Below are 23,235 nucleotides of genomic sequence, written 5' to 3' on the forward strand. Positions count from 1 at the left end.
ACAGGCAAGGTCACTCCGCGTCCGGACCGTACACCTCGACCTTGTCCGAAACGCGACGTACATGGATGCACTCGCCCGGACACTCCTTCGCCGAGTCCACCACATCCGTGAGAAGCGGCAACGGTACGGGCGTTGTCGCCCCCTCGGCCTGCAGCAGCTCGTCCGCCGGGCTCTTCACATAGGCCAGACCGTCGATGTCCAGCTCGAACACCTCGGGCGCGTACTGGGCGCAGATGCCGTCACCAGTACAGAGATCCTGGTCGATCCAGACCTCCAGTGCCTCACCCTCGACCCCGGCCGTCTGCTCCACGCTCATCTCTCCTGCCGTTTCCTACGCCGAGCCGTACGGGAATCCGGCCAGCTCTGACGGGTGTTGAACGCTTCGACCCTACCTCCGCCTGGGTTCCAATCATGTGCGGTGGGTATTCCCCTGGCGTGAGGGAGAGCGCAAGGGTGAAGATCGGACACACCCCGACAGTCTTTGTGATCTAGGGGTTTCAATCGACACCCACCCAGGTAGGGTCTGGAAGCGTCCAGCTCCCCTTGGAGGAGGTGAGGACCGTGGCAGCCCACGACGACGACATGAACCGCGGCATCCGCCCGGGACGAGGGTCCGACGACCCGGCCGGGCAGATCGCCTACCTTGAGCAGGAGATCGCCGTCCTGCGACGCAAGCTCGCCGACTCTCCGCGACACACGAGGATTCTCGAAGAGCGGATCGTCGAGCTGCAGACGAACCTGGCCGGCGTGTCCGCCCAGAACGAGCGACTCGCCAACACGCTCCGTGAGGCCCGCGACCAGATCGTGGCCCTCAAGGAGGAGGTCGACCGGCTCGCACAGCCGCCGGCCGGCTTCGGTGTCTTCCTGCAGGCCAACGAGGACGGCACCGCAGACATCTTCACCGGAGGCCGCAAACTCCGCGTGAACGTCAGCCCGAGCGTCGAACTCGACGACCTCAGGCGCGGCCAGGAAGTCATGCTCAACGAAGCGCTCAACGTGGTCGAGGCCATGGAGTTCGAGAGCGTCGGCGACATCGTCACCCTCAAGGAGATCCTTGAGGACGGCGAACGCGCGCTGGTGCTCGGGCACACCGACGAGGAACGGGTGGTACGGCTCGCCGAGCCGCTGCTGGGTGTCACCATCCGTCCCGGCGACGCCCTGCTGCTCGAACCCCGCTCCGGCTACGTCTACGAGATCGTTCCCAAGAGCGAGGTCGAGGAACTCGTCCTCGAAGAAGTACCGGACATCGGCTACGAATCCATCGGCGGCCTCGGCAACCAGATCGAGATGATCCGCGACGCCGTCGAGCTCCCGTACCTCTACCCCGACCTGTTCAAGGAGCACGAACTGCGGCCGCCCAAGGGCGTCCTCCTGTACGGGCCCCCCGGATGCGGCAAGACACTCATCGCCAAGGCCGTCGCCAACTCGCTGGCCAAGAAGGTCGCCGAGGTCACCGGCCAGGCCCAGGGCAAGAGCTTCTTCCTCAACATCAAGGGCCCCGAGCTCCTCAACAAGTACGTCGGCGAGACCGAGCGGCAGATCCGCCTGGTCTTCCAGCGCGCACGCGAGAAGGCCAGCGAGGGCACACCCGTCATCGTCTTCTTCGACGAGATGGAATCCCTCTTCCGTACCCGGGGCTCCGGCGTCAGCTCGGACGTGGAGAACACCATCGTCCCCCAGCTGCTCGCCGAGATCGACGGCGTCGAAGGCCTGCAGAACGTGGTCGTCATCGGTGCCTCCAACCGCGAGGACATGATCGACCCCGCCATCCTGCGCCCCGGCCGCCTGGACGTGAAGATCAAGATCGAGCGTCCGGACGCCGAGGCCGCCAAGGACATCTTCGGCAAGTACCTCACCGAGCGCCTGCCCCTGCACTCCGAGGACCTCGGGGAGCACAGCGGCGACAAGTCGATGACGGTCCAGAGCATGATCCAGACCGCCGTCGAGCAGATGTACGCCGAATCCGAGGAGAACCGCTTCCTGGAAGTCACCTACGCCAACGGCGACAAGGAAGTCCTCTACTTCAAGGACTTCAACTCCGGTGCCATGATCGAGAACATCGTGGGCCGCGCCAAGAAGATGGCGATCAAGGACTTCCTGGAGCACAACCAGAAGGGTCTGCGCGTCTCCCACCTCCTCCAGGCCTGCGTGGACGAGTTCAAGGAGAACGAGGACCTGCCCAACACCACCAACCCGGACGACTGGGCCCGGATCTCCGGAAAGAAGGGCGAGCGGATCGTCTACATCCGCACCCTCATCACCGGAAAGCAGGGCGCGGACACCGGACGCTCCATCGACACGGTGGCCAACACCGGTCAGTACCTGTAAAAACCAGGGCGGCTGCGGGTGCCCTCGACGGGTACCCGCAGCCCACTGTTTTTCAGGCGAGGCAATGACGCAAATGATCTCCCCACCAGCGCAAAGGCGTTCTAGGCTCTTCCATACCGCCGAGTCGCGCAGTGCGGGGACGGGCACCGCACACGCAACCGAGCGCCAGCGGTATCTGCGCGGCGCCCATGACCGAGGGTGCCGCCGGGCAAGGAGGGCCGCATGACCGTACGGCGAGTAATGGGCATCGAGACGGAGTACGGGATCTCCGTCCCCGGCCACCCCAACGCCAATGCCATGCTCACCTCATCCCAGATCGTCAACGCCTACGCGGCGGCGATGCACCGGGCCCGCCGGGCCCGCTGGGACTTCGAGGAGGAGAACCCGCTGCGCGACGCGCGAGGCTTCGACCTCGCCCGCGAGTCCGCCGACGCCAGCCAGCTCACCGACGAGGACATCGGCCTGGCCAACGTCATCCTCACCAACGGAGCGCGACTCTACGTCGACCACGCGCACCCCGAGTACAGCGCGCCCGAGGTCACCAATCCACGAGACGCCGTGCTGTGGGACAAGGCCGGCGAGCGGATCATGGCCGAGGCCGCCGAACGCGCCGCCCAGCTCCCCGGTGCCCAGCCCATCCACCTCTACAAGAACAACACCGACAACAAGGGCGCCTCCTACGGCACGCACGAGAACTACCTGATGAAGCGGGAGACCCCCTTCTCGGACATCGTGCGCCACCTGACGCCCTTCTTCGTCTCCCGCCAGGTCTTCGCCGGAGCCGGCCGTGTCGGCATCGGCCAGGACGGCCATGAACACGGCTTCCAGCTCAGCCAGCGAGCGGACTACTTCGAGGTCGAGGTGGGCCTTGAGACGACCCTCAAGCGCCCCATCATCAACACCCGCGACGAGCCGCACTCCGACGCCGAGAAATACCGCCGCCTGCACGTGATCATCGGCGACGCGAACCTCTCGGAGATCTCCACCTACCTCAAGCTCGGCACCACGGCCCTGGTCCTGTCGATGATCGAGGACGGCTTCATCGCCGTCGACCTGGCCGTCGACCAGCCCGTTCGCACCCTCCACCAGGTCTCGCACGACCCGTCGCTCCAACGTCTGATCACGCTGCGCAGCGGCCGCACACTCACCGCCGTCCAGCTCCAGATGGAGTACTTCGAGCTGTCCCGCAAGTACGTCGAAGAGCGCTTCGGCGCGGACGCGGACGAGCAGACCAAGGACATCCTGTCCCGGTGGGAGGACACCCTCAACCGCCTCGAACGCGACCCGATGAGCCTCGCGGGCGAGCTGGACTGGGTCGCCAAGCGGGAGCTCATGGAGGGCTACCGGCGCCGCGACAACCTCGACTGGGACGCCGCGAAGCTCCACCTCCTCGACCTCCAGTACGCCGACGTACGCCCCGAGAAGGGCCTGTACAACCGCCTGGCGGCCCGCGGCCGCATGAAGCGGCTCCTGGGCGAGGACGAGGTCGAGCGGGCCAAGGCCAAGCCGCCGGAGGACACACGCGCGTACTTCCGCGGACGCTGCCTGGAGCAGTACGCCGACGACGTCGCCGCGGCCTCCTGGGACTCGGTCATCTTCGACCTGCCCGGCCGCGACTCCCTCCAGCGGGTCCCAACCCTCGAACCGCTTCGCGGAACGCGAAATCACGTCAAGGAGCTCCTGGACCGCTGCCGCACCGCGGAAGACCTGGTCAGGGTCCTGTCGGGCCACTGAGGGGTACTCGTGCCGGGCGAGGCGGACGCCGGCCCGGCAGGGTGGAAAACCCGGCGTCCGGGAATCATCGAGATGGCCCCCGTACGTTGCCGAAACTGCGGGGCCGATGTCGGACCCGGCTTGTAGGGTCTGATCATCACCGATCGGCAGGAAAGCCGACCTGTCGACCATGTCGGGGCGAACTGAGCGGGGTGAGGGATATGGCAACCAAGGACACCGGCGGCGGGCAGCAGAAGGCCACGCGCTCCACGGAGGAGGTCGAGGAGCAGGCGGCCGAGGCGCAGGCTTCGGAGGACCTCAAGGAGCGTCAGGAGAAGCTGAGCGACGACGTGGACTCCGTCCTCGACGAAATCGATGATGTGCTCGAGGAGAACGCCGAGGATTTCGTGAGGTCATTCGTTCAGAAGGGCGGCCAGTAGGGCTGCTTTCGCCTTCGATCTGAAGGTGAGACGAAGTGGATGGGGGCCGATCGATCGAGAAGCGCTGTGCGCGGTGCGGCGAGATCAAGCCGCGCGCAGCCTTCGCAGCCGAGCGGCCCCATCTGGACGGTCTGCAACACCGCTGCCGGGACTGTGCTGCCGAGTCCGACCGGAGGCGCCAGGAAGCCATGGGGAGAGCACTCCCTTTTCCTGAAGCCGTCCGAGAGGGTGACAAGCACGGTCAGGCGTGCGGAGAGGTCGAGCCGCACTCGGAATGGCACAGGAAGAAGTCATCTCCGGATGGCTTGGCGTCGCGGTGCCGATCTTGCCGTGCGTCGACAACCGTGCAGGTCATCTGAAGCGCAAGTACGGCCTGACGCCGCGGGAGTTGGATGCGCTGGTCCCTGGGCGGCAAGGCACCTGCTGTATATGCCTTGCTGCTCCGGCAGAGCATGTGGATCACTGCCACGAGACGGGTAGGGTCCGTGACGTACTGTGCTTCAGCTGCAATGCCGCACTGGGGCAGTTCAAGGATCGGCCCGACGTCATGAGGCGGGCTGCTGCTTACGTGGAAGGAATCGCGTGGAAGCCAACACTCGTAGCACCGGGCGTCTACCAGCTGCCTTCCTGACGCCTGGGTCGTCCTCGTTCATGGACTTCCTCTCCGAGCACCAGCCTCGGCTGCTGCCGGGGAACCGCCAACTGCCGCCGGTGCAGGGGGTGATCGAGGCGCCGCACGGCACGACCATCGTGGCGGTGACGTTCCCGGGAGGCGTCGTGCTGGCCGGTGACCGGCGGGCCACCATGGGCAACGTCATCGCGCAGCGCGACATGGAGAAGGTCTTCCCGGCGGACGAGTACTCGGCCGTCGGTATCGCCGGCACCGCCGGTCTCGCCATCGAGATGGTGAAGCTCTTCCAGCTGGAGCTGGAGCACTTCGAGAAGGTCGAGGGCGCCCAGCTGTCGCTGGAGGGCAAGGCGAACCGGTTGTCGACCATGATCAGGTCGAACCTGGGCATGGCGATGCAGGGGCTGGCGGTGGTGCCGCTGTTCGCCGGGTACGACGTGGACCGGGAGAAGGGCCGGATCTTCTCCTACGACGTCACGGGTGGTCGTTCCGAGGAGCACGGTTACGCCGCCACCGGCTCCGGTTCGATCTTCGCGCGCGGCGCGATGAAGAAGCTCTTCCGCGCGGACCTGAGCGAGGCCGAGGCCACGACGCTCGTGGTGCAGGCCCTGTACGACGCGGCTGACGACGACTCGGCGACCGCTGGTCCCGATGTCGCCCGCCGGATCTACCCGATCGTCACCGTGATCACCGAGGACGGTTTCCGCCGGCTCGGCGACGACGAGTCCTCCGAGATCGCCCGTTCGATCCTGGAGCGGCGCCTGGAGCAGCCCGACGGCCCGCGGGCCTCGTTGCTGTAGGCGACGACGGTTCGGTCTTATCAAGGTGATCCTTTGACTTCGACAGAAAGGGACGGATAACCGGTGTCGACGCCGTTCTATGTCTCACCTCAGCAGGCGATGACCGACCGCGCGGAGTTCGCCCGCAAGGGCATCGCGCGCGGCCGCAGCCTGGTCGTGCTGCAGTACGCCGATGGCATTGTCTTCATCGGCGAGAATCCGTCCCGTGCGCTGCACAAGTTCAGCGAGATCTACGACCGGATCGGCTTCGCGGCGGCCGGCAAGTACAACGAGTACGAGAATTTGCGGATCGGTGGCGTGCGGTACGCCGATCTTCGTGGCTACACCTATGACCGTGATGATGTCACCGCCCGTGGTCTGGCCAATGTCTACGCCCAGACGCTGGGCACGATCTTCTCGTCGGCGGGTGAGAAGCCGTACGAGGTGGAGCTGGTCGTCGCGGAGGTCGGGGAGACGCCCGAGGGCGACCAGATCTACCGGCTGCCGCACGACGGCTCGATCGTGGACGAGCACGGTTCGGTCGCGGTGGGTGGTAACGCCGAGCAGATCAGCAGCTACCTGGATCAGCGTCATCAGGACGGGATGAGTCTGGCCGACGCCCTCAAGCTCGCGGTGCAGGCTCTTTCCCGTGACACGAACGGCACGCAGCGGGAGATCCCCGCGGAGCGGCTGGAGGTCGCGGTGCTGGATCGTACGCGTCCGCAGTCCCGCAAGTTCAAGCGCATCGTCGGTCGTCAGCTCGCGCGGTTGCTGGAGGCGGACGGAGCCTCGACGGAGGCCGAGAGCGCCGACGGGGCGGAGGACTCCGAGGGGTCCGAGGAGTAGTTCCGCCTCGTCCTGTCCGTGCTGTGCCCCGGTCCGAGTCCCTCGGCCGGGGCACAGTGGCGTTCAGGAGGCGCTCAGGGCGTGCTGGGCGGCGCTGTGGAGCCGCGTACGACGAGTTCGACGGGGATGTCGCCGTCCACCGGTACGCGTCCTTCCAGGACCGCCAGCAGGGCCTGCATGCCCCGTTCCCCGAAGAGCTCGGCGTCGAGGCGGACGGTGGTGAGCTCGGGGTCGAGGGCGGTGGCGAGGGCGAGGTCGTCGAGGCCGGTCACGGAGACGTCGTCGGGGATGCGCAGTCCCAGGCGGCGTACGGCCTTGTAGGCGCCGGCGGCGAGTTTGTCGTCGTCGCAGACGATCGCGGTGGGGCGGGGTCCCTCGGCGGAGAGCGCCGCCGTGGCGGCGGCGAGGGCGCCGTCGATGGAGATGGGGGCGCGGGCGGTGAGCAGGGAGGTGCCGGGGACGGCGGCGAGCCGGGTGTCGAGTTCCTGTGCGCGTATCTCGAACGTCCAGGAGGCGACGTCCGCCGCCAGGTGGAGGAAGCGGCGGTGGCCGAGACCCAGCAGGTACCGGGCGACCTGGCGGACGCCGTCCGCGATGTCCAGGTTCACGGTGGCCGCGCCGAGGCTGCCCTCGGGGTCGCTGTCGAGCATGACGAGGGGGAGCTGGTCGCCGCGGATGGCGGTGAGGGCGTCGGCGGCCATGGAGGAGGCGATGACGCCGTCCAGGGCGGCCTGGGCGGAGGCGAAGGGGTCCCGGGCCGGGCCGATGCCTTCGGGGGAGGGGTAGAGGACGACGCCGAAGCCGTGTTCGGCGGCGATGCGGGCGGCGCCGGTGTAGACGCCGGCGAAGAACTCGGTGGTCAGGGCGGGGACCACGAGGAGGACGGTTCGGGTGCGTCCGAGGCGGAGGTTGCGGGCGGCGAGGTTGGGCCGGTAGTCCAGCCGGCGGGCGGCTTCCCGGACGCGCTCGGCCGTGGCTTCGGAGACCCGGCCGCGCCATTTGTCGCCGAGCACCAGTGAGACCGCCGCCTGCGAGACGCCCGCGGCCTGGGCGACGTCCCTGCTGGTGGGGCGGGTGCTGCCGTGTGCCACCGTCCGTCTGCTCCTCTTCGTGCGGTAGTCCGACGCCGTCGCCCCGGCCGTCTTTCGGCCCGCTCCCCGTCTGGACTCGTGAACAGCGCTCATGGTACGTATGACGAGAGACGTTATACGTAAAACTTGGCGGAGGGCGGCACGGCGGATGACGGGCGCATACGGGGAGATCCTCAGGGTGAGGCACGCCGCCCGGCTGCTCGCCGGCACGCTCATGGGGCGGCTGCCGAACGCGGTGGCGGCGATCGCGATCGTGCTCTTCGTGCGGGAGGAGGGCGGTTCCTACAGCCTCGCCGGCGCTCTGGCAGCGGTGTACGGGATCGCCAACGCCGTGGGGCAGCCGGTGCTGGGGCGGCTGGTGGACCTGTACGGGCAGCCGCGGGTGCAGTTGCCCGCCGCCGTGGCCTCCGCCCTCGCGGCGGCCGTGTTCGCCTTCGTGGGCATCGGTCCGCTGCCGCTCGCCTACGCCGCCGTGGCGGCCGCGGGGCTGTTCACGCCACCCCTGGAGGGCGGTCTGCGGGCCCTGTGGTCGTCGGTCCTCCACAAGGAGGGTCAGGTGCATGCCGCGTACGCGATGGACGCGGTGGCGCAGGAAGTCATGTTCACCGTCGGACCGTTGCTGCTGACGCTGTGCGCCTCCTTGTGGTCGGCGCAGGCGGCGCTGCTGGTCCTGAACGTCCTCGGGGTGCTGGGCGCGCTGTCGGTGGTCGTGTCGCCGCCCTCGCGCGCGTGGCGCTCGGCACCGCGTGAGGCGCACTGGCTGGGGGCGCTGCGGTCGGCCGGGCTGCTCGCGCTGCTCGCCTCGTTCCTGTTCATCGGGATGGCGCTGGGCTCGATCGCGGTCGCGGCCATGTCGTACGCGGACGACAACGGCGGTGACACGGTGTACGGCTGGCTGATGGCGGGTGTGGGTCTGGGTGCGCTGCTCGGTGGCACGGTGTACGGGGCGCGGCAGTGGGCCGGGGAGCCGGCGCGGCGACTGCGGGTGCTGGTGGCGCTTCTGGCGGTGTGTTACCTGCCCCTGATGCTGGTGCCCGGGCCCGTGGCCATGACGTTGCTGAGCGTGCTCGCCGGTGTGTTCCTCGCCCCCTGCATCGCCTGTGCGTTCGTGCTGGTGGACCGGCACGCGCCGCGCGGCACGGTCACCGAGGCCTTCTCGTGGCTGGTCACCACGTTCACCGTGGGTGCCTCGGTCGGAACGGGACTCGCGGGGCCGGTCGTCGAGGAGGGCGGGGCCCTGTGGGGGTTCGCGGTGCCGGGTGCCGCGGGGGCGGTGTCGCTGCTGGTCCTGCTGGGCACGGGGCGGGTCCTCGCAGCTCCCGCCAGGGGCGCGGTTGTTGCGGCTTCATCGGAAAATGATCCAAACCGTGCTGTCGAACCCCGTTTCAGCTCAGGGGATCGGGCGTAATGTTCAGTCATGGACCGCCGCATTTTCGGGCTGGAGAACGAGTACGGCGTCACGTGCACGTTCAGGGGACAGCGCCGCCTGTCGCCTGACGAGGTGGCGCGGTACCTCTTCCGCCGTGTCGTGTCATGGGGCCGTAGCAGCAATGTCTTTCTGCGAAACGGCGCCCGGCTCTATCTCGACGTGGGGTCACATCCGGAATACGCGACACCCGAATGTGACAACGTGACCGAACTGGTCACCCACGACAAGGCCGGCGAGCGCATTCTGGAAGGACTCCTGGTAGACGCGGAACGACGCCTGCACGAGGAGGGAATCGCGGGCGACGTCTACCTCTTCAAGAACAACACCGACTCGGCGGGCAACTCCTACGGTTGCCACGAGAACTATCTCGTGGCACGGCACGGGGAGTTCTCCCGGCTCGCGGACATCCTCATCCCGTTCCTCGTCACGCGCCAGCTGCTGTGCGGCGCGGGCAAGGTCCTGCAGACGCCGCGCGGCGCCGTGTACTGCGTCAGCCAGCGGGCGGAGCACATCTGGGAGGGCGTCTCCTCGGCGACGACCCGTTCCCGGCCGATCATCAACACCCGCGACGAGCCGCACGCGGACGCCGAGCGCTACCGCCGCCTGCACGTCATCGTGGGCGACTCGAACATGTCCGAGACGACCATGCTGCTCAAGGTCGGCGCGACCGACCTGGTGCTGCGCATGATCGAGGCGGGCACGGTGATGCGCGACCTGACCCTGGAGAACCCGATCCGGGCGATCCGCGAGGTCAGCCACGACATCACGGGCCGCCGCAAGGTCCGCCTGGCCAGCGGCCGGGAGGCCTCGGCGCTGGAGGTGCAGCGGGAGTACTACGAGAAGGCCGTGGACTTCTGCGAGCGCCGCGGTATCCGCACCGGCACCGTCGAGCAGGTCCTGGAGCTGTGGGGCCGCACGCTCGACGCGATCGAGTCCGAGGACCTCGACCGCATCGGCACCGAGATCGACTGGGTGATGAAGTACAAGCTCATCGAGCGGTACCGGGCCAAGCACAACATGACCATGTCGCACCCGCGGGTCGCGCAGATAGACCTCGCCTACCACGACATCCACCGCCGCCGCGGCCTGTACTACCTGCTGGAGAAGAAGGGGCAAGCCGCACGCATCTGCAACGACTTGAAGATCTTCGAAGGCAAGTCCGTCCCGCCGCAGACCACTCGTGCCCGGCTGCGCGGTGACTTCATCCGCAGGGCGCAGGAACAGCGCCGCGACTTCACCGTCGACTGGGTCCATCTCAAGCTCAACGACCAGGCACAGCGCACCGTGTTGTGCAAGGATCCGTTCCGCTCCGTGGACGACCGGGTGGAGAAGCTGATCGCCGGTATGTGACAGGGCGCGGACGCTCCGGCGCCGTCCCGTGCGGGACGCCCGGTGCCCGGGGGTGGTGACACCTCCTGGCACCGGGCGTTCCCGTTCTCCGGCCGGGTCGGCGGGGACATGCCGAAGTACCGATCAGGGCGGCGAGCGGTGCCGGGAGCGCGTACGTCGTAAAGTGGCGGCCATTGCCCGCCACCCCCTAGCCCAGTGGGACTGATGAACTTCAACACGAAACGCCGCGTCGCGGCGCTGCTGGCCGTGCCCGCCCTGCTGCTCACCGCCGCGTGCGGATCGGACGGCGATGGCGACGAGGCACAGACGGCGGCGGTCGCCGAGGTCGACGGGAAGGCCGGGGAGAAGCCCGAGATCTCCACGCCCAAGGACGGTGAGCCGGCCACGAAGACCGTGGTCGAGACGGTCTCGAAGGGCAGCGGAACCGCGATCAAGGCCTCCGACTACGTCCGGCTGGACTGGACCGTTCAGAAGTGGGGCGAGGACAAGGAGCTGGGCGGCACCTGGCAGGGCCCGGCGACCGGCGGCAGCGCGCCCCGGCAGCAGTCCGTCGAACAGGTCGGCAAGCCGAGCCGGCAGCTGCCCGCCAAGGTCCTCGACGCCGTCAAGGGCAAGCAGCCGGGCAGCCGGGTCCTCGTCCAGGGCACCGCGGGTGACCTGATCGGCGAGGCGCTGAACCCCTCCTCCGGTATCAAGGAGAAGGACGTGCTGATCTGGGTGCTCGACGTGGCCGGCGCCGCCACGGTCGACGCCAAGGCCGAGGTCAAGGGCGAGCAGGCGGCCCCGGCCCCCGGCATGCCCGAGGTGGAGGCTCCGTCGCAGAAGGCGGCGAAGATCACCATCCCCGAGAACACCAAGGCCCCCAAGGACCTCAAGCAGCAGGTGCTGATCAAGGGCGACGGCGAGAAGGTCGAGGCCGGTCAGGCCCTCGTCGCCCAGTACACCGGGGTCAAGTGGGAGGACGGCAAGAAGTTCGACTCCTCCTGGGACCACGGTGGCGCGACCGCCTTCCAGATCGGCACCGGCTCGGTGGTGCAGGGCTGGGACAAGGGCCTCGTCGGCAAGAACGTCGGCGACCGGGTGCTGCTGGTGATCCCGCCCTCCCTCGCCTACGGCAACACCCCCGGCAGCGAGCTGGCCAAGAACACACTGGTCTTCGTGGTGGATATCCTCGACGTCGCCTGACCGAGGTGTCCGTGCGACCGTTTCGCGACTCAGGTCATGCAACAAGGAGTGATGAAGTGAGCATCGACAAGCCCGAGATCGACTTCCCGGGCGGCGAGCCCCCGGCGGACCTCGAGATCAAGGACATCTGGGAGGGCGACGGCCCGGTGGCGCAGGCGGGCCAGACCGTCACCGTCCACTACGTGGGTGTCGCCTTCAGCACGGGTGAGGAGTTCGACGCCAGCTGGAACCGCGGTACGCCGTTCCGCTTCCCGCTGGGCGGCGGCCGCGTCATCAAGGGCTGGGACCAGGGCGTGCAGGGCATGAAGGTCGGCGGCCGCCGCCAGCTGACCATCCCCGCCCACCTCGCCTACGGCAACCAGAGCCCGACCCCGGCGATCAAGCCGGGCGAGACGCTGATCTTCGTGGTCGACCTGCTCGGCGTCTGATCGTCGCGTCCCGGTGCCGCTTCCGATCGGCGAACCGCTGATCGGCGTGCGACCGGACCCGACTACCTGGGGCCCATGCCTGTCCGGGCATGGGCCCTCGGCTTTTGCCACGCCACTTCGGGGCGGTACGGTCATCGGTCGTAAGCACCATAGGGAGGCGAAGGGCGTCGATGGCCATTGCCAAGGCCGAGCGGCTCATGAATCTGGCGCTGTGTCTGCTCGGGACGCGGCGTCCGTTGAGCAAGCGCGAGCTGCGTGAGTCCATCGAGGCCTATCTCGAAGCGGGCAGCGACGACTCCTTCAACCGGATGTTCGAGCGCGACAAGGACGATCTGCGCGAGCTCGGCCTGGTCATCGAGACCGTCGAGAACCTCGACGGCGAGGTCGGCTACCTCGCCCGCAGGGACAGCAACCGCCTGCCGCCCATCACGCTCGACGCCGAAGAGGCGGCCGCGCTGGGGCTGGCCGCCAAGGTGTGGCAGCAGGCCCGCCTCGCGGGCGCGGCCAGCGGCGCCCTGCAGAAGCTGCGGGCGGCCGGGCTGCCCGAGGACGTCGACCCGTACGGGGCGCACGGCGCCCTGGAGCCCCGTATCCCGGTGCACGAGGCCGCGTTCGAGCCGCTGATGCTGGCCTGCCGCGACCGCCGTCCGGTCGTCTTCGAGTACCGCAAGGCCACCGCCGCCCGCCCCGAGCCCCGGCACGTCGAGCCGTGGGCGCTGGAGTGCTGGCGCGGTCACTGGTACCTGGCGGGCTGGGACCGGGACCGCGGCGCCGAGCGCGTCTTCCGGCTGTCGCGGATCACCGGCAAGGTCCGCAGTCGCAGTGGCCGCTTCACCGCCCCCGTGCCCGATGTCGTCACCGTGCGCGAGACCGTGGCGAGCTGGGCGGGGGAGAGCGCCGACCGCTCCGCGCTGATCCGGCTGCGGACGGACGCCGGGTACCCCCTTCGGGCGAAGGCCACGGCGGTGCGGGAACTCGGCGACGGCTGGGACGAGTTGGAGATTCCGTACGGCCACGGGCTGGATGCCTGGCTGGTGGAGTTCGGGCCGGACGTGGTGGTCGTGGAGCCCGCGGAGCTGCGGGCCGACGTGGTGGACCGGCTGCGTGCCGTGGCCAAGGGCTGAGGGGGAGCGGAGCGACACAGTGGCAGGCAAACCGGTCAGGCCCGTCAACGCCATCGACCAGACCAGACGGATGCTCTCCCTGGTGACGTATCTCAGGGAGCGCCCCGGTGCCCGCGTCGAGGACGTGGCGCGCGCCTTCGGCATCTCCGAGGAGGAGCTGGTCTCCGACCTGGATGTGCTGCCCATGTGCGGCACCAGCTTCCGCGGCGGCGACCTGCTCGACATCGACACCGACGGCGAGCGCATCTGGTGGCACAACCCGGCCGCCCTGGGTGCGGAAGCGGCCGAGCCGCTGCGGATCGCCGCCGACGAGGCGACCGCGCTGCTGGTGGCCGCCCGGGCCGTGGCCACGCTGCCCGGACTGCGCGAGAGCGACCGGCAGGCGCTGCTGCGGGCGACCGCCAAGGTGGAGGCCGCGGCCGGTGAGGCGGCCGGTGCCAGCTCCCGGCTGTCGGTGACCTTCGAGTCCGAGGGCGGTGTCTTCGCCGACGTCGACCGTGCGATCTCCGAGCGGCGCCGGCTGTGGATCCGCTACTACTCGCCGGCCCGTGACGAGGTCACCGAGCGCGAGATCGACCCCATCCGCCTGGTCAGCGTCGGGCACACCTACGTCGAGGCCTGGTGCCGCCGCTCCGAGGCGCGACGCACCTTCCGGCTCGACCGGGTCGCCGAGATCAAGATCCTGGACGAGCCGTCCGCACCGCCCGAGATCGAGCTGCGGGACCTGTCCGAAGGGCTGGTCCAGCCCGCGGCGGAGGACCCGGAGGTCGTCGTCGAGGTCGGCCCGGGCGGCCGCTGGGTCGCCGAGTACTACCCGCACGACAGTGCCGATGAGCTTGCGGACGGCGGTCTGCGTATCACTTTGCGGACCCCCGACCCGGCGTCGCTGCGCCGCCTGGCGCTGCGACTCGGACGCGACGGGCGCATCGTGTCGCCGCCGGAGCTGGCGGACAGCGCCCGGCATGCGGCCCGCGAGGCGCTGGCCGCGTACGACGGGACCGAGGGGATCGAGGTGCAGGGCGCTCACACGGCGCATCCGGTTCACGACGGACGGTAGGACAGAGGTTCGACGGTGTCGGGCAGGCAGGGCGACAGGCGGGAGCAGGGGCTTTGAGCGAGTCGATGTCCGGGGTGCGGGAGATGACGGTGGCGTCCGCGTTCGCCGGAATGAGAAGCGTCGCCCCGGTGATGTTCAGGGCGGGCTGCCCGGACTGCCGCGGCTCCTTCGAACTCGCCGCGAGCGCCCTGCGCCTCGCCATCGGTGCGACCAGCCGTACGACCTTCTACTCCTTCACCTGCCCCGAGTGCGGCGCCGCCGTCCGCAAGCCGGCCGGGGAGCGGATCGTCGAGCTGCTCACCGGCGGTGGGGTCAGGACCCTGCGGCTGCACTCCACGGTGTAGGACGGTCTAGGCTCGGCGTCATGTTCTGGCCGATGTTCGCGGTAGCCGTTGGTTTTCTGGGTCTTGTGGTGCTCGGTGTCCTCGCCGTGCGGGTCTTCCTGGAGGCGCAGCGTCTGGGCCGCCAGGTGGCGGATTCGGCGCGCCGGATCAGCAGGGCGGCCGAGGACCTGGAGCGGGCGAGCCTGAGCGCGGCCCGGGCCGCGGACTCTCTCTGAGGTCGCCAAGGAATGGGTGTGAGTCCTGCGTCGCATGCGTTTTGGGCCACTTCGCCCTGTCAACTTGCCGTGTGGGCCAGGTACGCTGCTGGTCGCGGGTCGGAGAACGAGGCCCGGTCCGCGGACAGGGAGTACGCACGGGGATTGCCTGACGTTCACCCCTGAGCGCTACGATCGCTGTCTACACGATCGTTCGGACATATGTCCGACCGGTCGGACAGCGTCCCCACCCCAGCTGCCTCGGTGAGAAGGTAAAGACTTATGTTCGGAAGGCTCGGAGCCCCCGAGATCATTCTCATCCTCGTCGTCATCATCCTGCTGTTCGGCGCGAAGAAGCTTCCGGACATGGCGCGCTCGCTCGGCAAGTCCGCCCGCATCCTGAAGAGCGAGGCCAAGGCGATGAAGGACGACGGCAAGTCCCCCGCGCCGGCCGACCCGCCGAACAACAACGACGAGCAGCCCCAGGCTCAGCGCATCATCCAGGCCGCGCCCGGCGACGTGACCAGCTCGCGTCCGGTCAACGAGCCGACGGACACGACCAAGCGCTGACGCAGGGCCGGTGACCTCCGGCCCGATGCACGAGATGGGAACGTGGGTTGCTGAAGTCTGCCCGCAAGCAGGAGAAGGATCCCGAGGGGCGGATGCCCCTCGCGGAGCACTTGCGTGAACTCCGCAACCGGCTCGTCAAGAGCCTGCTGGCGGTCCTCGTCACGACGATCGTCGCAGCCTTCTTCTACAAGGACATCATCGAGTTCTTCACGAATCCCATCCTCGAGGCGGTGGGATGCGACTACAGCTTCGCCGAGTTGGCGAAGAACACCAGTGAGCAAAAGTGCGCGCGCATCGTGCAGAACGGCCTGCTGAGCCCCTTCACCCTCGCCCTGACGGTTTCGCTGTCGTCCGGTGTGGTGCTGGCCTCCCCGGTCTGGCTGTACCAGCTCTGGGCGTTCGTCGCCCCGGGCCTGCACCGGCACGAGCGCAAGTACGCCTACGCGTTCGTCGGCGCCGGCTTCCCGCTGTTCGTCACGGGCGCCTACTTCGCCTACTGGTCGCTGCCCAAGATGGCCTCGGTCATGCTCGAGTTCGCGATCATCGGCAGTGACAACCAGCTCCCCCTCGACGACCTCCTGCAGCTGATCATGCGGATGATCGTCGTCTTCGGCCTCTCCTTCGAGCTGCCCCTGCTGCTGGTCATGCTCAACTTCAGCGGCGTGCTCTCCGGCAAGAAGATGGCCGGCTGGTGGCGCGGCATGATCATGGGCATCACGCTCTTCGCGGCGATCGCCACGCCCAGCACCGACCCGATCTCCATGCTGGCGCTCGCGGGCCCCATCTGGATCCTGTACTTCGGCGCTACGGGCATCGCACTGCTCAACGACCGGCGCCGCGCCCGCCGCGATGCGGAAGGGCCCGCCGACGACGAGGCCTCCGACCTGGATCTGACCCCCGACGACATCGGCGAGGTCGAGGCCGTCCCGGCCGCCAGGGCACTGCCCGAGCAGGCGAGCACGGAGCGGGTCAACGGCTACGACGACGTGACCTGACCGCTCTTCCGCAGGTACACCACGGCCGGGGCGCCCACGGGGCGCGCCCGGCCGCTCGCGTTGCGCCACCGTCAGCGCCGTGAGCTGCGCGGACCCACGGGTTCGCGCGGTGCGGATCCCGATAATGATCGTCCTGTTGTCAGTGGGGCCCGGTACGCTCGAAAGCACGATGACAGAGGATCTCTCTCCGGCCGAGCGGTATGCGGCAGCGCGCAGGCGCGCTGTCGAGCAGGCCACCGCGCTCGCCTCCTTCCGCGAGATGTACGACTTCGGCCTCGACCCCTTCCAGATCGAGGCCTGCCAGGCGCTCGAAGGGGGGAAGGGCGTGCTGGTGGCCGCGCCCACCGGCTCCGGCAAGACGATCGTGGGCGAGTTCGCCGTCCACCTCGCCCTGATGCAGGGCAAGAAGTGCTTCTACACGACGCCCATCAAGGCGCTGTCCAACCAGAAGTACGCCGACCTGTGCCGCCGTTACGGCAACGGCATGGTCGGTCTGCTCACCGGTGACAACAGCGTCAACCCCGACGCCGCCGTGGTCGTGATGACCACGGAGGTGCTGCGGAACATGCTGTACGCGGGCTCGCAGACCCTCCTCGGCCTCGGGTACGTGGTGATGGACGAGGTGCACTACCTCTCCGACCGCTTCCGCGGCGCCGTATGGGAGGAAGTGATCATCCACCTTCCCGAGTCGGTCACGCTCGTCTCCCTGTCGGCGACCGTGTCGAACGCCGAGGAGTTCGGTGACTGGCTCGACACCGTCCGCGGCGACACCGAGGTGATCGTCTCCGAGCATCGGCCCGTGCCGCTGTTCCAGCACGTGCTCGCCGGGCGCCGGATGTACGACCTGTTCGAGGAGGGCGAGGGCCACAAGAAGGCCGTCAACCCCGATCTCACGCGGCTGGCGCGGATGGAGGCGACCCGGCCGTCGTTCCAGGACCGCAGACGCGGGCGCGCGATGCGGGAGGCCGATCGCGAGCGGGAGCGCAGACAGAGGTCCCGGGTGTGGACACCCGGCCGGCCCGAGGTCATCGAACGCCTCGACGCCGAGGGGCTGCTGCCCGCGATCACCTTCATCTTCAGCCGTGCCGCCTGCGAGGCCGCCGTACAGCAGTGCCTGCACGCGGGACTCCGGCTGAACGACGAGGAGGCACGGGAGAAGGTGCGCGCGCTCGTCGAGGAGCGCACCGCCTCCATCCCCACCGAGGATCTGCACGTCCTGGGCTACTACGAGTGGCTGGAGGGCCTGGAACGCGGTATAGCGGCCCACCACGCGGGCATGCTGCCGACCTTCAAGGAGGTCGTCGAGGAGTTGTTCGTCCGCGGCCTGGTGAAGGCCGTGTTCGCCACGGAGACGCTGGCGCTGGGCATCAACATGCCCGCCCGCTCGGTGGTGTTGGAGAAGCTCGTCAAGTGGAACGGCGAGCAGCACGCCGACATCACACCCGGCGAGTACACGCAGCTGACGGGGCGTGCGGGGCGACGCGGTATCGACGTCGAGGGGCACGCCGTCGTGCTGTGGCAGCGCGGTATGAGCCCCGAGCACCTGGCGGGACTGGCCGGCACCCGCACCTATCCGCTGCGGTCCAGCTTCAAGCCGTCGTACAACATGGCGGTCAACCTCGTGGAGCAGTTCGGCCGGCATCGCTCCCGCGAACTGCTGGAGACGTCCTTCGCGCAGTTCCAGGCCGACAAGTCGGTCGTCGGGATCTCCCGGCAGGTGCAGCGCAACGAGGAGGGGCTGGCCGGCTACAAGGAGTCGATGACCTGCCACCTCGGGGACTTCGAGGAGTACGCGCGCCTGCGCCGCGAACTCAAGGACCGGGAGAACGAGCTGGCCCGGCAGGGCGCGGCGCAGCGGCGCGCGGAGGCCGCGGTCGCCCTGGAGAGGCTCAAGCCTGGCGATGTCATCCATGTGCCGACGGGCAAGTACGCCGGTCTCGCGCTGGTGCTCGACCCCGGGCTGCCGGCCGGGCGCTCCAACGGCCACCGCGGTTTCGAGCACCACGACGGCCCGCGCCCCTTGGTCCTGACCGCCGAACGGCAGGTCAAGCGGCTTGCGTCGATGGACTTCCCGGTGCCGGTCGAGGCGCTGGAGCGGATGCGGATCCCGAAGTCCTTCAATCCGCGCTCCCCGCAGTCCCGTCGGGACCTCGCCTCCGCGTTGCGCACCAAGGCCGGGCACATCCCGCCGGAGCGGCACCGCAAGCGGCGCTCCCAGGCCGCCGACGACCGCGAGATCGAACGGCTGCGCAAGGCGCTGCGGGCGCACCCCTGCCACGGCTGCAACGACCGTGAGGACCACGCCCGTTGGGCCGAGCGCTACCACCGGCTGATGCGGGACACCTCGCAGCTGGAGCGCCGTATCGAGGGCCGCACGAACACCATCGCGCGCACCTTCGACCGGATCGTCGCCCTGCTGACCGAGCTGGACTATCTGCGCGGCGACGAGGTCACCGAGCACGGCAAGCGGCTCGCGCGGCTGTACGGCGAACTCGACCTGCTGGCCAGCGAGTGCCTGCGGGAGCGGGTCTGGGAGGGGCTCGGACCGGCCGAACTGGCGGCATGCGTATCGGCGTTGGTGTATGAGGCGCGGGTCGGGGACGACGCGATGGCCCCCAAGTTGCCTTCGGGCAAGGCCAAGGCCGCGCTGGGTGAGATGGTGCGGATCTGGGGTCGGCTGGATGCCCTGGAGGAGGAGTTCCGGATCAATCAGACCGAGGGCGTCGGGCAGCGCGAGCCGGATCTCGGGTTCGCCTGGGCCGCTTACATGTGGGCCAGCGGCAAGGGGCTGGACGAGGTACTGCGTGAGGCGGAGATGCCGGCGGGTGACTTCGTGCGGTGGTGCAAGCAGGTGATCGATGTGCTGGGGCAGATCTCGGCGGCTTCTCCGGTGGAGGGATCGACCGTGGCGAAGAACGCACGGAAGGCCGTGGAGGGGCTGCTGCGGGGAGTCGTCGCCTACTCGTCGGTGGGGTGAGTGTGCGCGGGCGGGCGCGGGGTTCGCGGCGTCCGCCCGCGCCGGGGCCGCACCTTCGTGCGGCCCCGGCCCCGCGGGCGTGCACTCACCCGAGGACGACCAGTTGCCGGGTCGCCCGGGTCATCGCGACATAGCGGTCCACCGCTCCCTCGATTCCCTCGCCGAACGCCTCCGGACGCACCAGGACGACCAGGTCGAACTCCAGGCCCTTGGACAGCTCCGGGGTCAGCGAGCGGACGCGGTCCGTCGGGCGGAACGTGGGATCGCCGATGACGCAGGCGATCCCGTCGGTGTGCGCGGCGAGCCAGGCGCCGAGGATCGTGTCGAGATCCGAGACCGGGCCCCGTACCACGGGGACGCCCCCGCTGCGGATCGACGTCGGCACGTTGGCGTCCGGGAGCACGGCGCGGATGACCGGCTCGGCCTGCGTCATGATCTCCTTCGGCGTGCGGTAGTTGACACTCAGGGAGGCCATGGTGACCCTGTCGAGCCCGACGCGTTCCAGGCGTTCCGGCCAGGACTCCGTGAAGCCGTGCCTGGCCTGGGCGCGGTCGCCGACGATGGTGAAACTGCGGGACGGGCACCGCAGCAGCAGCATCTGCCACTCCGCGTCGGTCAGTTCCTGAGCCTCGTCCACGACGATGTGGGCGAACGGGCCGGCCAGCACATCCGGGTCGGCGGGCGGCAGTTCGGACTCGTCGACCAGGCTGACCCGGGCGTCCGCGCCCCGCAACATCGTCACCAGGCCCTCCCCGTCGTCACCGTCGGCGCCCGAGGCGGCCGCGGCCTCGATCAGGTTGTCCACGACCTGCGTCATCCGCTCACGTTGGGCGGCGACGGCCGCCTCGTGCCGGCGCCTGCGCCGGGCCGCCTCCGGATCGCCGAGCCGCTGCCGTGCCGCGTCCAGCAGCGGCAGGTCGGACACCGTCCAGGCCTGCGGCTGCGTACGCTGCAGCCGCCGTACCTCGTCGGGGCCGAGCCAGGGAGCGCACATCCGCAGGTAGGCCGGAACCGACCACAGGTCCGAGACGAGGTCGGCCGCTTCGAGCAGGGGCCAGGCGCGGTCGAAGGCCGTGCGCAGGTCCCGGTTCTGGGCCAGCGACCTGCGCAGCAGATGGGGTGAGACGTCGCCGTCGTGCGCCGAGGCCTCGTCGTCGTGCCTGTCGACCAGGATCGTGAGCAACTCCTCCCAGACCTGGTCGCGGGCCTCGTTGTGCGGGGTGCCGGGCTCCGCCGCGTCGAAGGCCACCGCCCAGTCCTCGGCGCTCAGCCGGATGTCGGACCAGTGGGTGCTGACCGTCATCCCCTCGGCGGGTGGTTCCTCGTAGAACCGGACGGCCGTCTCGATCGCCTTCACCAGGGCCGCCGACGACTTCAGGCGGGCCACCTCGGGGTCCGCCTCGACGCCCGCCCCGGCCCCCTCTTCGACGAGGTCCCGCAGGAGACAGGTCCGCACGCCCTCCTCGCCGAGGCTGGGCAGGACGTCGGCGACGTAGGACAGGTAGGGCCGGTGCGGTCCGACGAACAGCACGCCGCCCCGACGCTGCCCGAGGCGGGGGTCGGAGTGCAGGAGATAGGCGGAGCGGTGCAGGGCGACCACGGTCTTCCCGGTGCCCGGGCCGCCGTCGACGACCAGGGCGCCCTGGGACCCCGCGCGGATGATGGCGTCCTGGTCGGCCTGGATGGTGCCCAGCACGTCCCGCATCCGTTCCGACCTGGTGCTGCCCAGCCCGGCGATGAAGGCGGACTGGTCGTCGAGCGCGGCGTGCCCGGTGAAGCCGTCCGAGGTGAACACCTCGTCCCAGTAGTCGCTGATCCGGCCGTCGCTCCAGCGGTACCTGCGGCGGCTCGTCAGACCCATGGGGTGGGCGTGGGTGGCTCCGAAGAACGGCTCGGCGGCGGGGGAGCGCCAGTCGACCAGCAGTCGGCGGCCGGTGCTGTCCGTGAGACCGAGCCGTCCCACGTACACCGGCTCGGCGCCGTCGGCGCCGACCATGCGGCCGAGGCACAGGTCCAGGCCGAAGCGGCGCAGCGTGCGCAGGCGGGCGGTCAGCCGGTGGACTTCGGCGTCCCGGTCCATCGCGTGCCGGCCCAGGCCACCGGGCGCCCTGCGCTCGGCGGCGAGGCGCTCGGACACCTCCGCGACGGACTGTTCCAGGCACTGCGCGAGGGCCGCGAAGTGCCGCTCGTCAGCGGCGATCAGCGCCGGGTCGGCCTTGGCACGCAGGCGATGGGGAAGGGCGAACACGGTGGTGGCGGTAAGGGGGTTCACGGCGTATTGCTCCGATCTGGGTCGCTGACGACCCTCGCTCGCGGCAAGGGGGCCGGACCGGGGTGACGAAGGGGTGAACCGGAGCCGGGCCCATGCCGGGCCAGGGGCGGTCAGGTCGTCGGCGGGTGCGGACTCTCGTGTCCGGGTGTCATGACCCGTGCCGCGGTGGCACCGCGCGGGTCATGGGGATGCGGGCCGCCCGTCGCGTCCGTGCGTGTCGAGGAGGAGTTGCGCGGCCACCGTTGCCCCGTCGGTGCGGATCGTGGCGGCGACGGCCGCCGCTCGCGCCCGGGTCTTGGGGGACAGGGCCGAACCGAGCGCGGTCGACAGGGACTCGAAGGTGGGAGTGGGGCCGCCGTGCGCGGCACCGACGCCCAGCTCGGCCACCCGGCCGGCCCAGTACGGCTGGTCCGCGAGCTGGGGGACGACCACCTGGGGCGCGCCGGCCCGGGCGGCGGTCGTCGTGGTGCCGGCGCCACCGTGGTGCACGACGGCGGCCACCCGTCGGAACAGGGCCTGCTGGTTGACCTCGCCGACGGCGAAGCAGTCGTCCTGGTCGTCGGTGCGGCCCAGGTCGGCCCAGCCACGCCCGACGAGCACCCGGTGCCCGCGCGCACGGACCGCCGCGACGGCCGCCCGCGCCACGCCCTGCGCGTCCTGGAGCGCCATGCTCCCGAAGCCCACGTAGACCGGTGGTGCGCCGGCGTCCAGGAAGGCCTCCAGATCCGCCGGGAGCGGCCGCTCGTCGGGCCGGATCCACGCGCCGGTCTGCACCACCGTGCGGTCCGCCGGTTCCGGCCACGGACTCAGGGCCGGGTCGGCCGCCAGCCACGGCCGGTCGGTGAGCACGTGATCGCGTACGTGGTCCACCGGGGGCAGCCCGTGCGTGGCCCGCCGGGTGTTGACCGCCTCGCCGAACAGCGCGTTCAGGTGCTCGGCGTTCAGGTCCCACAACGCCCGGTTGTCGGTCACGTCCGGTGGCGTGGGGCGGCCAGGCCAGGTGAGCGGCGGGTGGTGCGGCGAGGGCAGGTAGGTCGGGAAGCAGGCCACGAACACGTACGGGACGCCCAGCTTCTCGGCCACCGACCGCGCGCCTGCCGCGGCCGGCATCAGGCCGGTGGCCACCACCACGTCGCATTCCCCGGCGATCGCCATGGCCGCGTCGTACGTCGCCGTGAACACCCGGGCCGCACGCTCCGGCAGGCTCTCCGGTGGCAGCGGTGCCGCACCCGTCACGCTCTCCTTGACCATCTCGCGCACCGACCGGCCGATGGGCGCCATGGGTACGTCGATGCCCGCGAACAGCTCCGCGAAGTCCGGCGGCGCGCACACCCGCACGTCGGCGCCCCGTGCCCGCAGCGCCACCGCGAGTCCCGCCATCGGTTCGGCGTCCCCGCGCGATCCGTAGGTCACCAGCAAAGCACGCACGTCGTGACTCCCCGTTTTTGCAGATTCCGGCTCAGGCCGGAGATTCTGCGGCACGAC

Annotated in this window: 21 protein-coding genes; 17 read left to right on the forward strand and 4 right to left on the reverse strand. The window is 69.7% G+C overall.

Features of this window, described 5'->3' with window-relative positions:
- Window positions 1-10 precede the first annotated feature (10 nt).
- A complete protein-coding gene (locus ACFYNL_RS24035; protein ID WP_388806833.1) occupies window positions 11-316 on the reverse strand; it encodes a ferredoxin in 306 nt (101 codons plus the stop codon).
- 245 nt (window positions 317-561) lie between these two features.
- On the opposite strand from ACFYNL_RS24035, the gene arc reads away from it, so the two are divergent.
- The 6 genes from arc to prcA all read left to right on the forward strand — a co-directional run bounded on the left by arc (window position 562) and on the right by prcA (window position 6,734).
- The gene (gene arc, locus ACFYNL_RS24040; RefSeq protein ID WP_388806835.1) at window positions 562-2,328 is read left to right on the forward strand and encodes a proteasome ATPase; all 1,767 of its coding nucleotides are present in this window, start codon (window positions 562-564) and stop codon (window positions 2,326-2,328) included.
- 222 nt (window positions 2,329-2,550) lie between these two features.
- Window positions 2,551-4,062 (forward strand): depupylase/deamidase Dop, encoded by a 1,512-nt coding sequence (dop, locus tag ACFYNL_RS24045; protein ID WP_388806837.1) that lies wholly within the window; start codon window positions 2,551-2,553, stop codon window positions 4,060-4,062.
- Between the two features lie 200 nt (window positions 4,063-4,262).
- The gene (locus ACFYNL_RS24050; RefSeq protein ID WP_030244016.1) at window positions 4,263-4,481 is read left to right on the forward strand and encodes a ubiquitin-like protein Pup; all 219 of its coding nucleotides are present in this window, start codon (window positions 4,263-4,265) and stop codon (window positions 4,479-4,481) included.
- Window positions 4,482-4,755: 274 nt separating this feature from the next.
- Window positions 4,756-5,112 carry an endonuclease VII domain-containing protein gene (locus ACFYNL_RS24055; RefSeq protein ID WP_388806840.1) on the forward strand — a complete coding sequence of 119 codons (357 nt, stop codon included), beginning with the start codon at window positions 4,756-4,758 and terminating at the stop codon, window positions 5,110-5,112.
- Window positions 5,064-5,909: a proteasome subunit beta gene (gene prcB / locus ACFYNL_RS24060; RefSeq protein WP_388806842.1), complete on the forward strand. Its 846-nt coding sequence runs from the start codon at window positions 5,064-5,066 to the stop codon at window positions 5,907-5,909. The genes ACFYNL_RS24055 and prcB overlap by 49 nt, the downstream gene beginning before the upstream one ends.
- Window positions 5,910-5,972: 63 nt before the next feature.
- Window positions 5,973-6,734, forward strand: coding sequence for a proteasome subunit alpha (prcA, locus tag ACFYNL_RS24065; RefSeq protein WP_388806844.1), 762 nt, complete (start codon window positions 5,973-5,975; stop codon window positions 6,732-6,734).
- Window positions 6,735-6,808: 74 nt separating this feature from the next.
- Here the strand turns inward: prcA and ACFYNL_RS24070 are convergent, their stop codons facing one another.
- Window positions 6,809-7,825: a LacI family DNA-binding transcriptional regulator gene (locus ACFYNL_RS24070; protein ID WP_388806846.1), complete on the reverse strand. Its 1,017-nt coding sequence runs from the start codon at window positions 7,823-7,825 to the stop codon at window positions 6,809-6,811.
- 148 nt (window positions 7,826-7,973) lie between these two features.
- On the opposite strand from ACFYNL_RS24070, the gene ACFYNL_RS24075 reads away from it, so the two are divergent.
- The 11 genes from ACFYNL_RS24075 to ACFYNL_RS24125 all read left to right on the forward strand — a co-directional run bounded on the left by ACFYNL_RS24075 (window position 7,974) and on the right by ACFYNL_RS24125 (window position 19,478).
- Window positions 7,974-9,233 (forward strand): MFS transporter, encoded by a 1,260-nt coding sequence (locus ACFYNL_RS24075; protein WP_388806848.1) that lies wholly within the window; start codon window positions 7,974-7,976, stop codon window positions 9,231-9,233.
- Between the two features lie 9 nt (window positions 9,234-9,242).
- Window positions 9,243-10,604: a Pup--protein ligase gene (gene pafA, locus ACFYNL_RS24080; RefSeq protein WP_093722625.1), complete on the forward strand. Its 1,362-nt coding sequence runs from the start codon at window positions 9,243-9,245 to the stop codon at window positions 10,602-10,604.
- Between the two features lie 204 nt (window positions 10,605-10,808).
- Entirely contained in the window at window positions 10,809-11,789 is a 981-nt protein-coding gene (locus tag ACFYNL_RS24085; RefSeq protein ID WP_388806851.1) for an FKBP-type peptidyl-prolyl cis-trans isomerase, read from the forward strand.
- Window positions 11,790-11,845: 56 nt separating this feature from the next.
- On the forward strand, window positions 11,846-12,217 hold the full coding sequence (locus ACFYNL_RS24090; RefSeq protein WP_019754140.1) for an FKBP-type peptidyl-prolyl cis-trans isomerase: 372 nt from the start codon (window positions 11,846-11,848) through the stop codon (window positions 12,215-12,217).
- A 170-nt stretch (window positions 12,218-12,387) separates the two neighbouring features.
- Window positions 12,388-13,341 (forward strand): helix-turn-helix transcriptional regulator, encoded by a 954-nt coding sequence (locus tag ACFYNL_RS24095; RefSeq protein WP_388806853.1) that lies wholly within the window; start codon window positions 12,388-12,390, stop codon window positions 13,339-13,341.
- Window positions 13,342-13,360: 19 nt separating this feature from the next.
- The gene (locus ACFYNL_RS24100; protein WP_388806855.1) at window positions 13,361-14,398 is read left to right on the forward strand and encodes a helix-turn-helix transcriptional regulator; all 1,038 of its coding nucleotides are present in this window, start codon (window positions 13,361-13,363) and stop codon (window positions 14,396-14,398) included.
- 53 nt (window positions 14,399-14,451) lie between these two features.
- The gene (locus ACFYNL_RS24105) at window positions 14,452-14,742 is read left to right on the forward strand and encodes a hypothetical protein (RefSeq protein WP_388806857.1); all 291 of its coding nucleotides are present in this window, start codon (window positions 14,452-14,454) and stop codon (window positions 14,740-14,742) included.
- A 20-nt stretch (window positions 14,743-14,762) separates the two neighbouring features.
- The gene (locus tag ACFYNL_RS24110; RefSeq protein ID WP_388806859.1) at window positions 14,763-14,957 is read left to right on the forward strand and encodes a hypothetical protein; all 195 of its coding nucleotides are present in this window, start codon (window positions 14,763-14,765) and stop codon (window positions 14,955-14,957) included.
- A gap of 261 nt (window positions 14,958-15,218) precedes the next feature.
- Window positions 15,219-15,506: a Sec-independent protein translocase subunit TatA gene (gene tatA / locus ACFYNL_RS24115; RefSeq protein ID WP_019758691.1), complete on the forward strand. Its 288-nt coding sequence runs from the start codon at window positions 15,219-15,221 to the stop codon at window positions 15,504-15,506.
- Between the two features lie 47 nt (window positions 15,507-15,553).
- Window positions 15,554-16,501 carry a twin-arginine translocase subunit TatC gene (tatC, locus tag ACFYNL_RS24120; RefSeq protein WP_388806861.1) on the forward strand — a complete coding sequence of 316 codons (948 nt, stop codon included), beginning with the start codon at window positions 15,554-15,556 and terminating at the stop codon, window positions 16,499-16,501.
- A gap of 124 nt (window positions 16,502-16,625) precedes the next feature.
- Entirely contained in the window at window positions 16,626-19,478 is a 2,853-nt protein-coding gene (locus ACFYNL_RS24125) for a DEAD/DEAH box helicase (RefSeq protein WP_388806863.1), read from the forward strand.
- Window positions 19,479-19,563: 85 nt separating this feature from the next.
- On the opposite strand, the gene helR is transcribed toward ACFYNL_RS24125, so the two are convergent.
- Together helR and ACFYNL_RS24135 are read right to left on the reverse strand one after the other, a co-directional pair.
- Window positions 19,564-21,750: an RNA polymerase recycling motor ATPase HelR gene (gene helR / locus ACFYNL_RS24130; protein WP_388806865.1), complete on the reverse strand. Its 2,187-nt coding sequence runs from the start codon at window positions 21,748-21,750 to the stop codon at window positions 19,564-19,566.
- A gap of 180 nt (window positions 21,751-21,930) precedes the next feature.
- Entirely contained in the window at window positions 21,931-23,178 is a 1,248-nt protein-coding gene (locus ACFYNL_RS24135; RefSeq protein WP_388806867.1) for a glycosyltransferase, read from the reverse strand.
- Window positions 23,179-23,235: the final 57 nt, after the last annotated feature.

Source organism: Streptomyces sp. NPDC007808 (assembly GCF_042868655.1).
Lineage (GTDB): Bacteria > Actinomycetota > Actinomycetes > Streptomycetales > Streptomycetaceae > Streptomyces.

Excerpts from the sequence above, each read along its gene's own strand:
- ACFYNL_RS24035 (WP_388806833.1), bottom strand. The coding sequence starts at position 316 with ATGAGCGTGGAGCAGACGGCCGGGGTCGAGGGTGAGGCACTGGAGGTC.
- dop (WP_388806837.1), top strand. The coding sequence starts at position 2,551 with ATGACCGTACGGCGAGTAATGGGCATCGAGACGGAGTACGGGATCTCC.
- ACFYNL_RS24050 (WP_030244016.1), top strand. The coding sequence starts at position 4,263 with ATGGCAACCAAGGACACCGGCGGCGGGCAGCAGAAGGCCACGCGCTCC.
- ACFYNL_RS24055 (WP_388806840.1), top strand. The coding sequence starts at position 4,756 with ATGGCACAGGAAGAAGTCATCTCCGGATGGCTTGGCGTCGCGGTGCCG.
- ACFYNL_RS24075 (WP_388806848.1), top strand. The coding sequence starts at position 7,974 with ATGACGGGCGCATACGGGGAGATCCTCAGGGTGAGGCACGCCGCCCGG.
- pafA (WP_093722625.1), top strand. The coding sequence starts at position 9,243 with ATGGACCGCCGCATTTTCGGGCTGGAGAACGAGTACGGCGTCACGTGC.
- ACFYNL_RS24085 (WP_388806851.1), top strand. The coding sequence starts at position 10,809 with ATGAACTTCAACACGAAACGCCGCGTCGCGGCGCTGCTGGCCGTGCCC.
- ACFYNL_RS24095 (WP_388806853.1), top strand. The coding sequence starts at position 12,388 with ATGGCCATTGCCAAGGCCGAGCGGCTCATGAATCTGGCGCTGTGTCTG.
- ACFYNL_RS24110 (WP_388806859.1), top strand. The coding sequence starts at position 14,763 with ATGTTCTGGCCGATGTTCGCGGTAGCCGTTGGTTTTCTGGGTCTTGTG.
- tatA (WP_019758691.1), top strand. The coding sequence starts at position 15,219 with ATGTTCGGAAGGCTCGGAGCCCCCGAGATCATTCTCATCCTCGTCGTC.
- ACFYNL_RS24125 (WP_388806863.1), top strand. The coding sequence starts at position 16,626 with ATGATCGTCCTGTTGTCAGTGGGGCCCGGTACGCTCGAAAGCACGATG.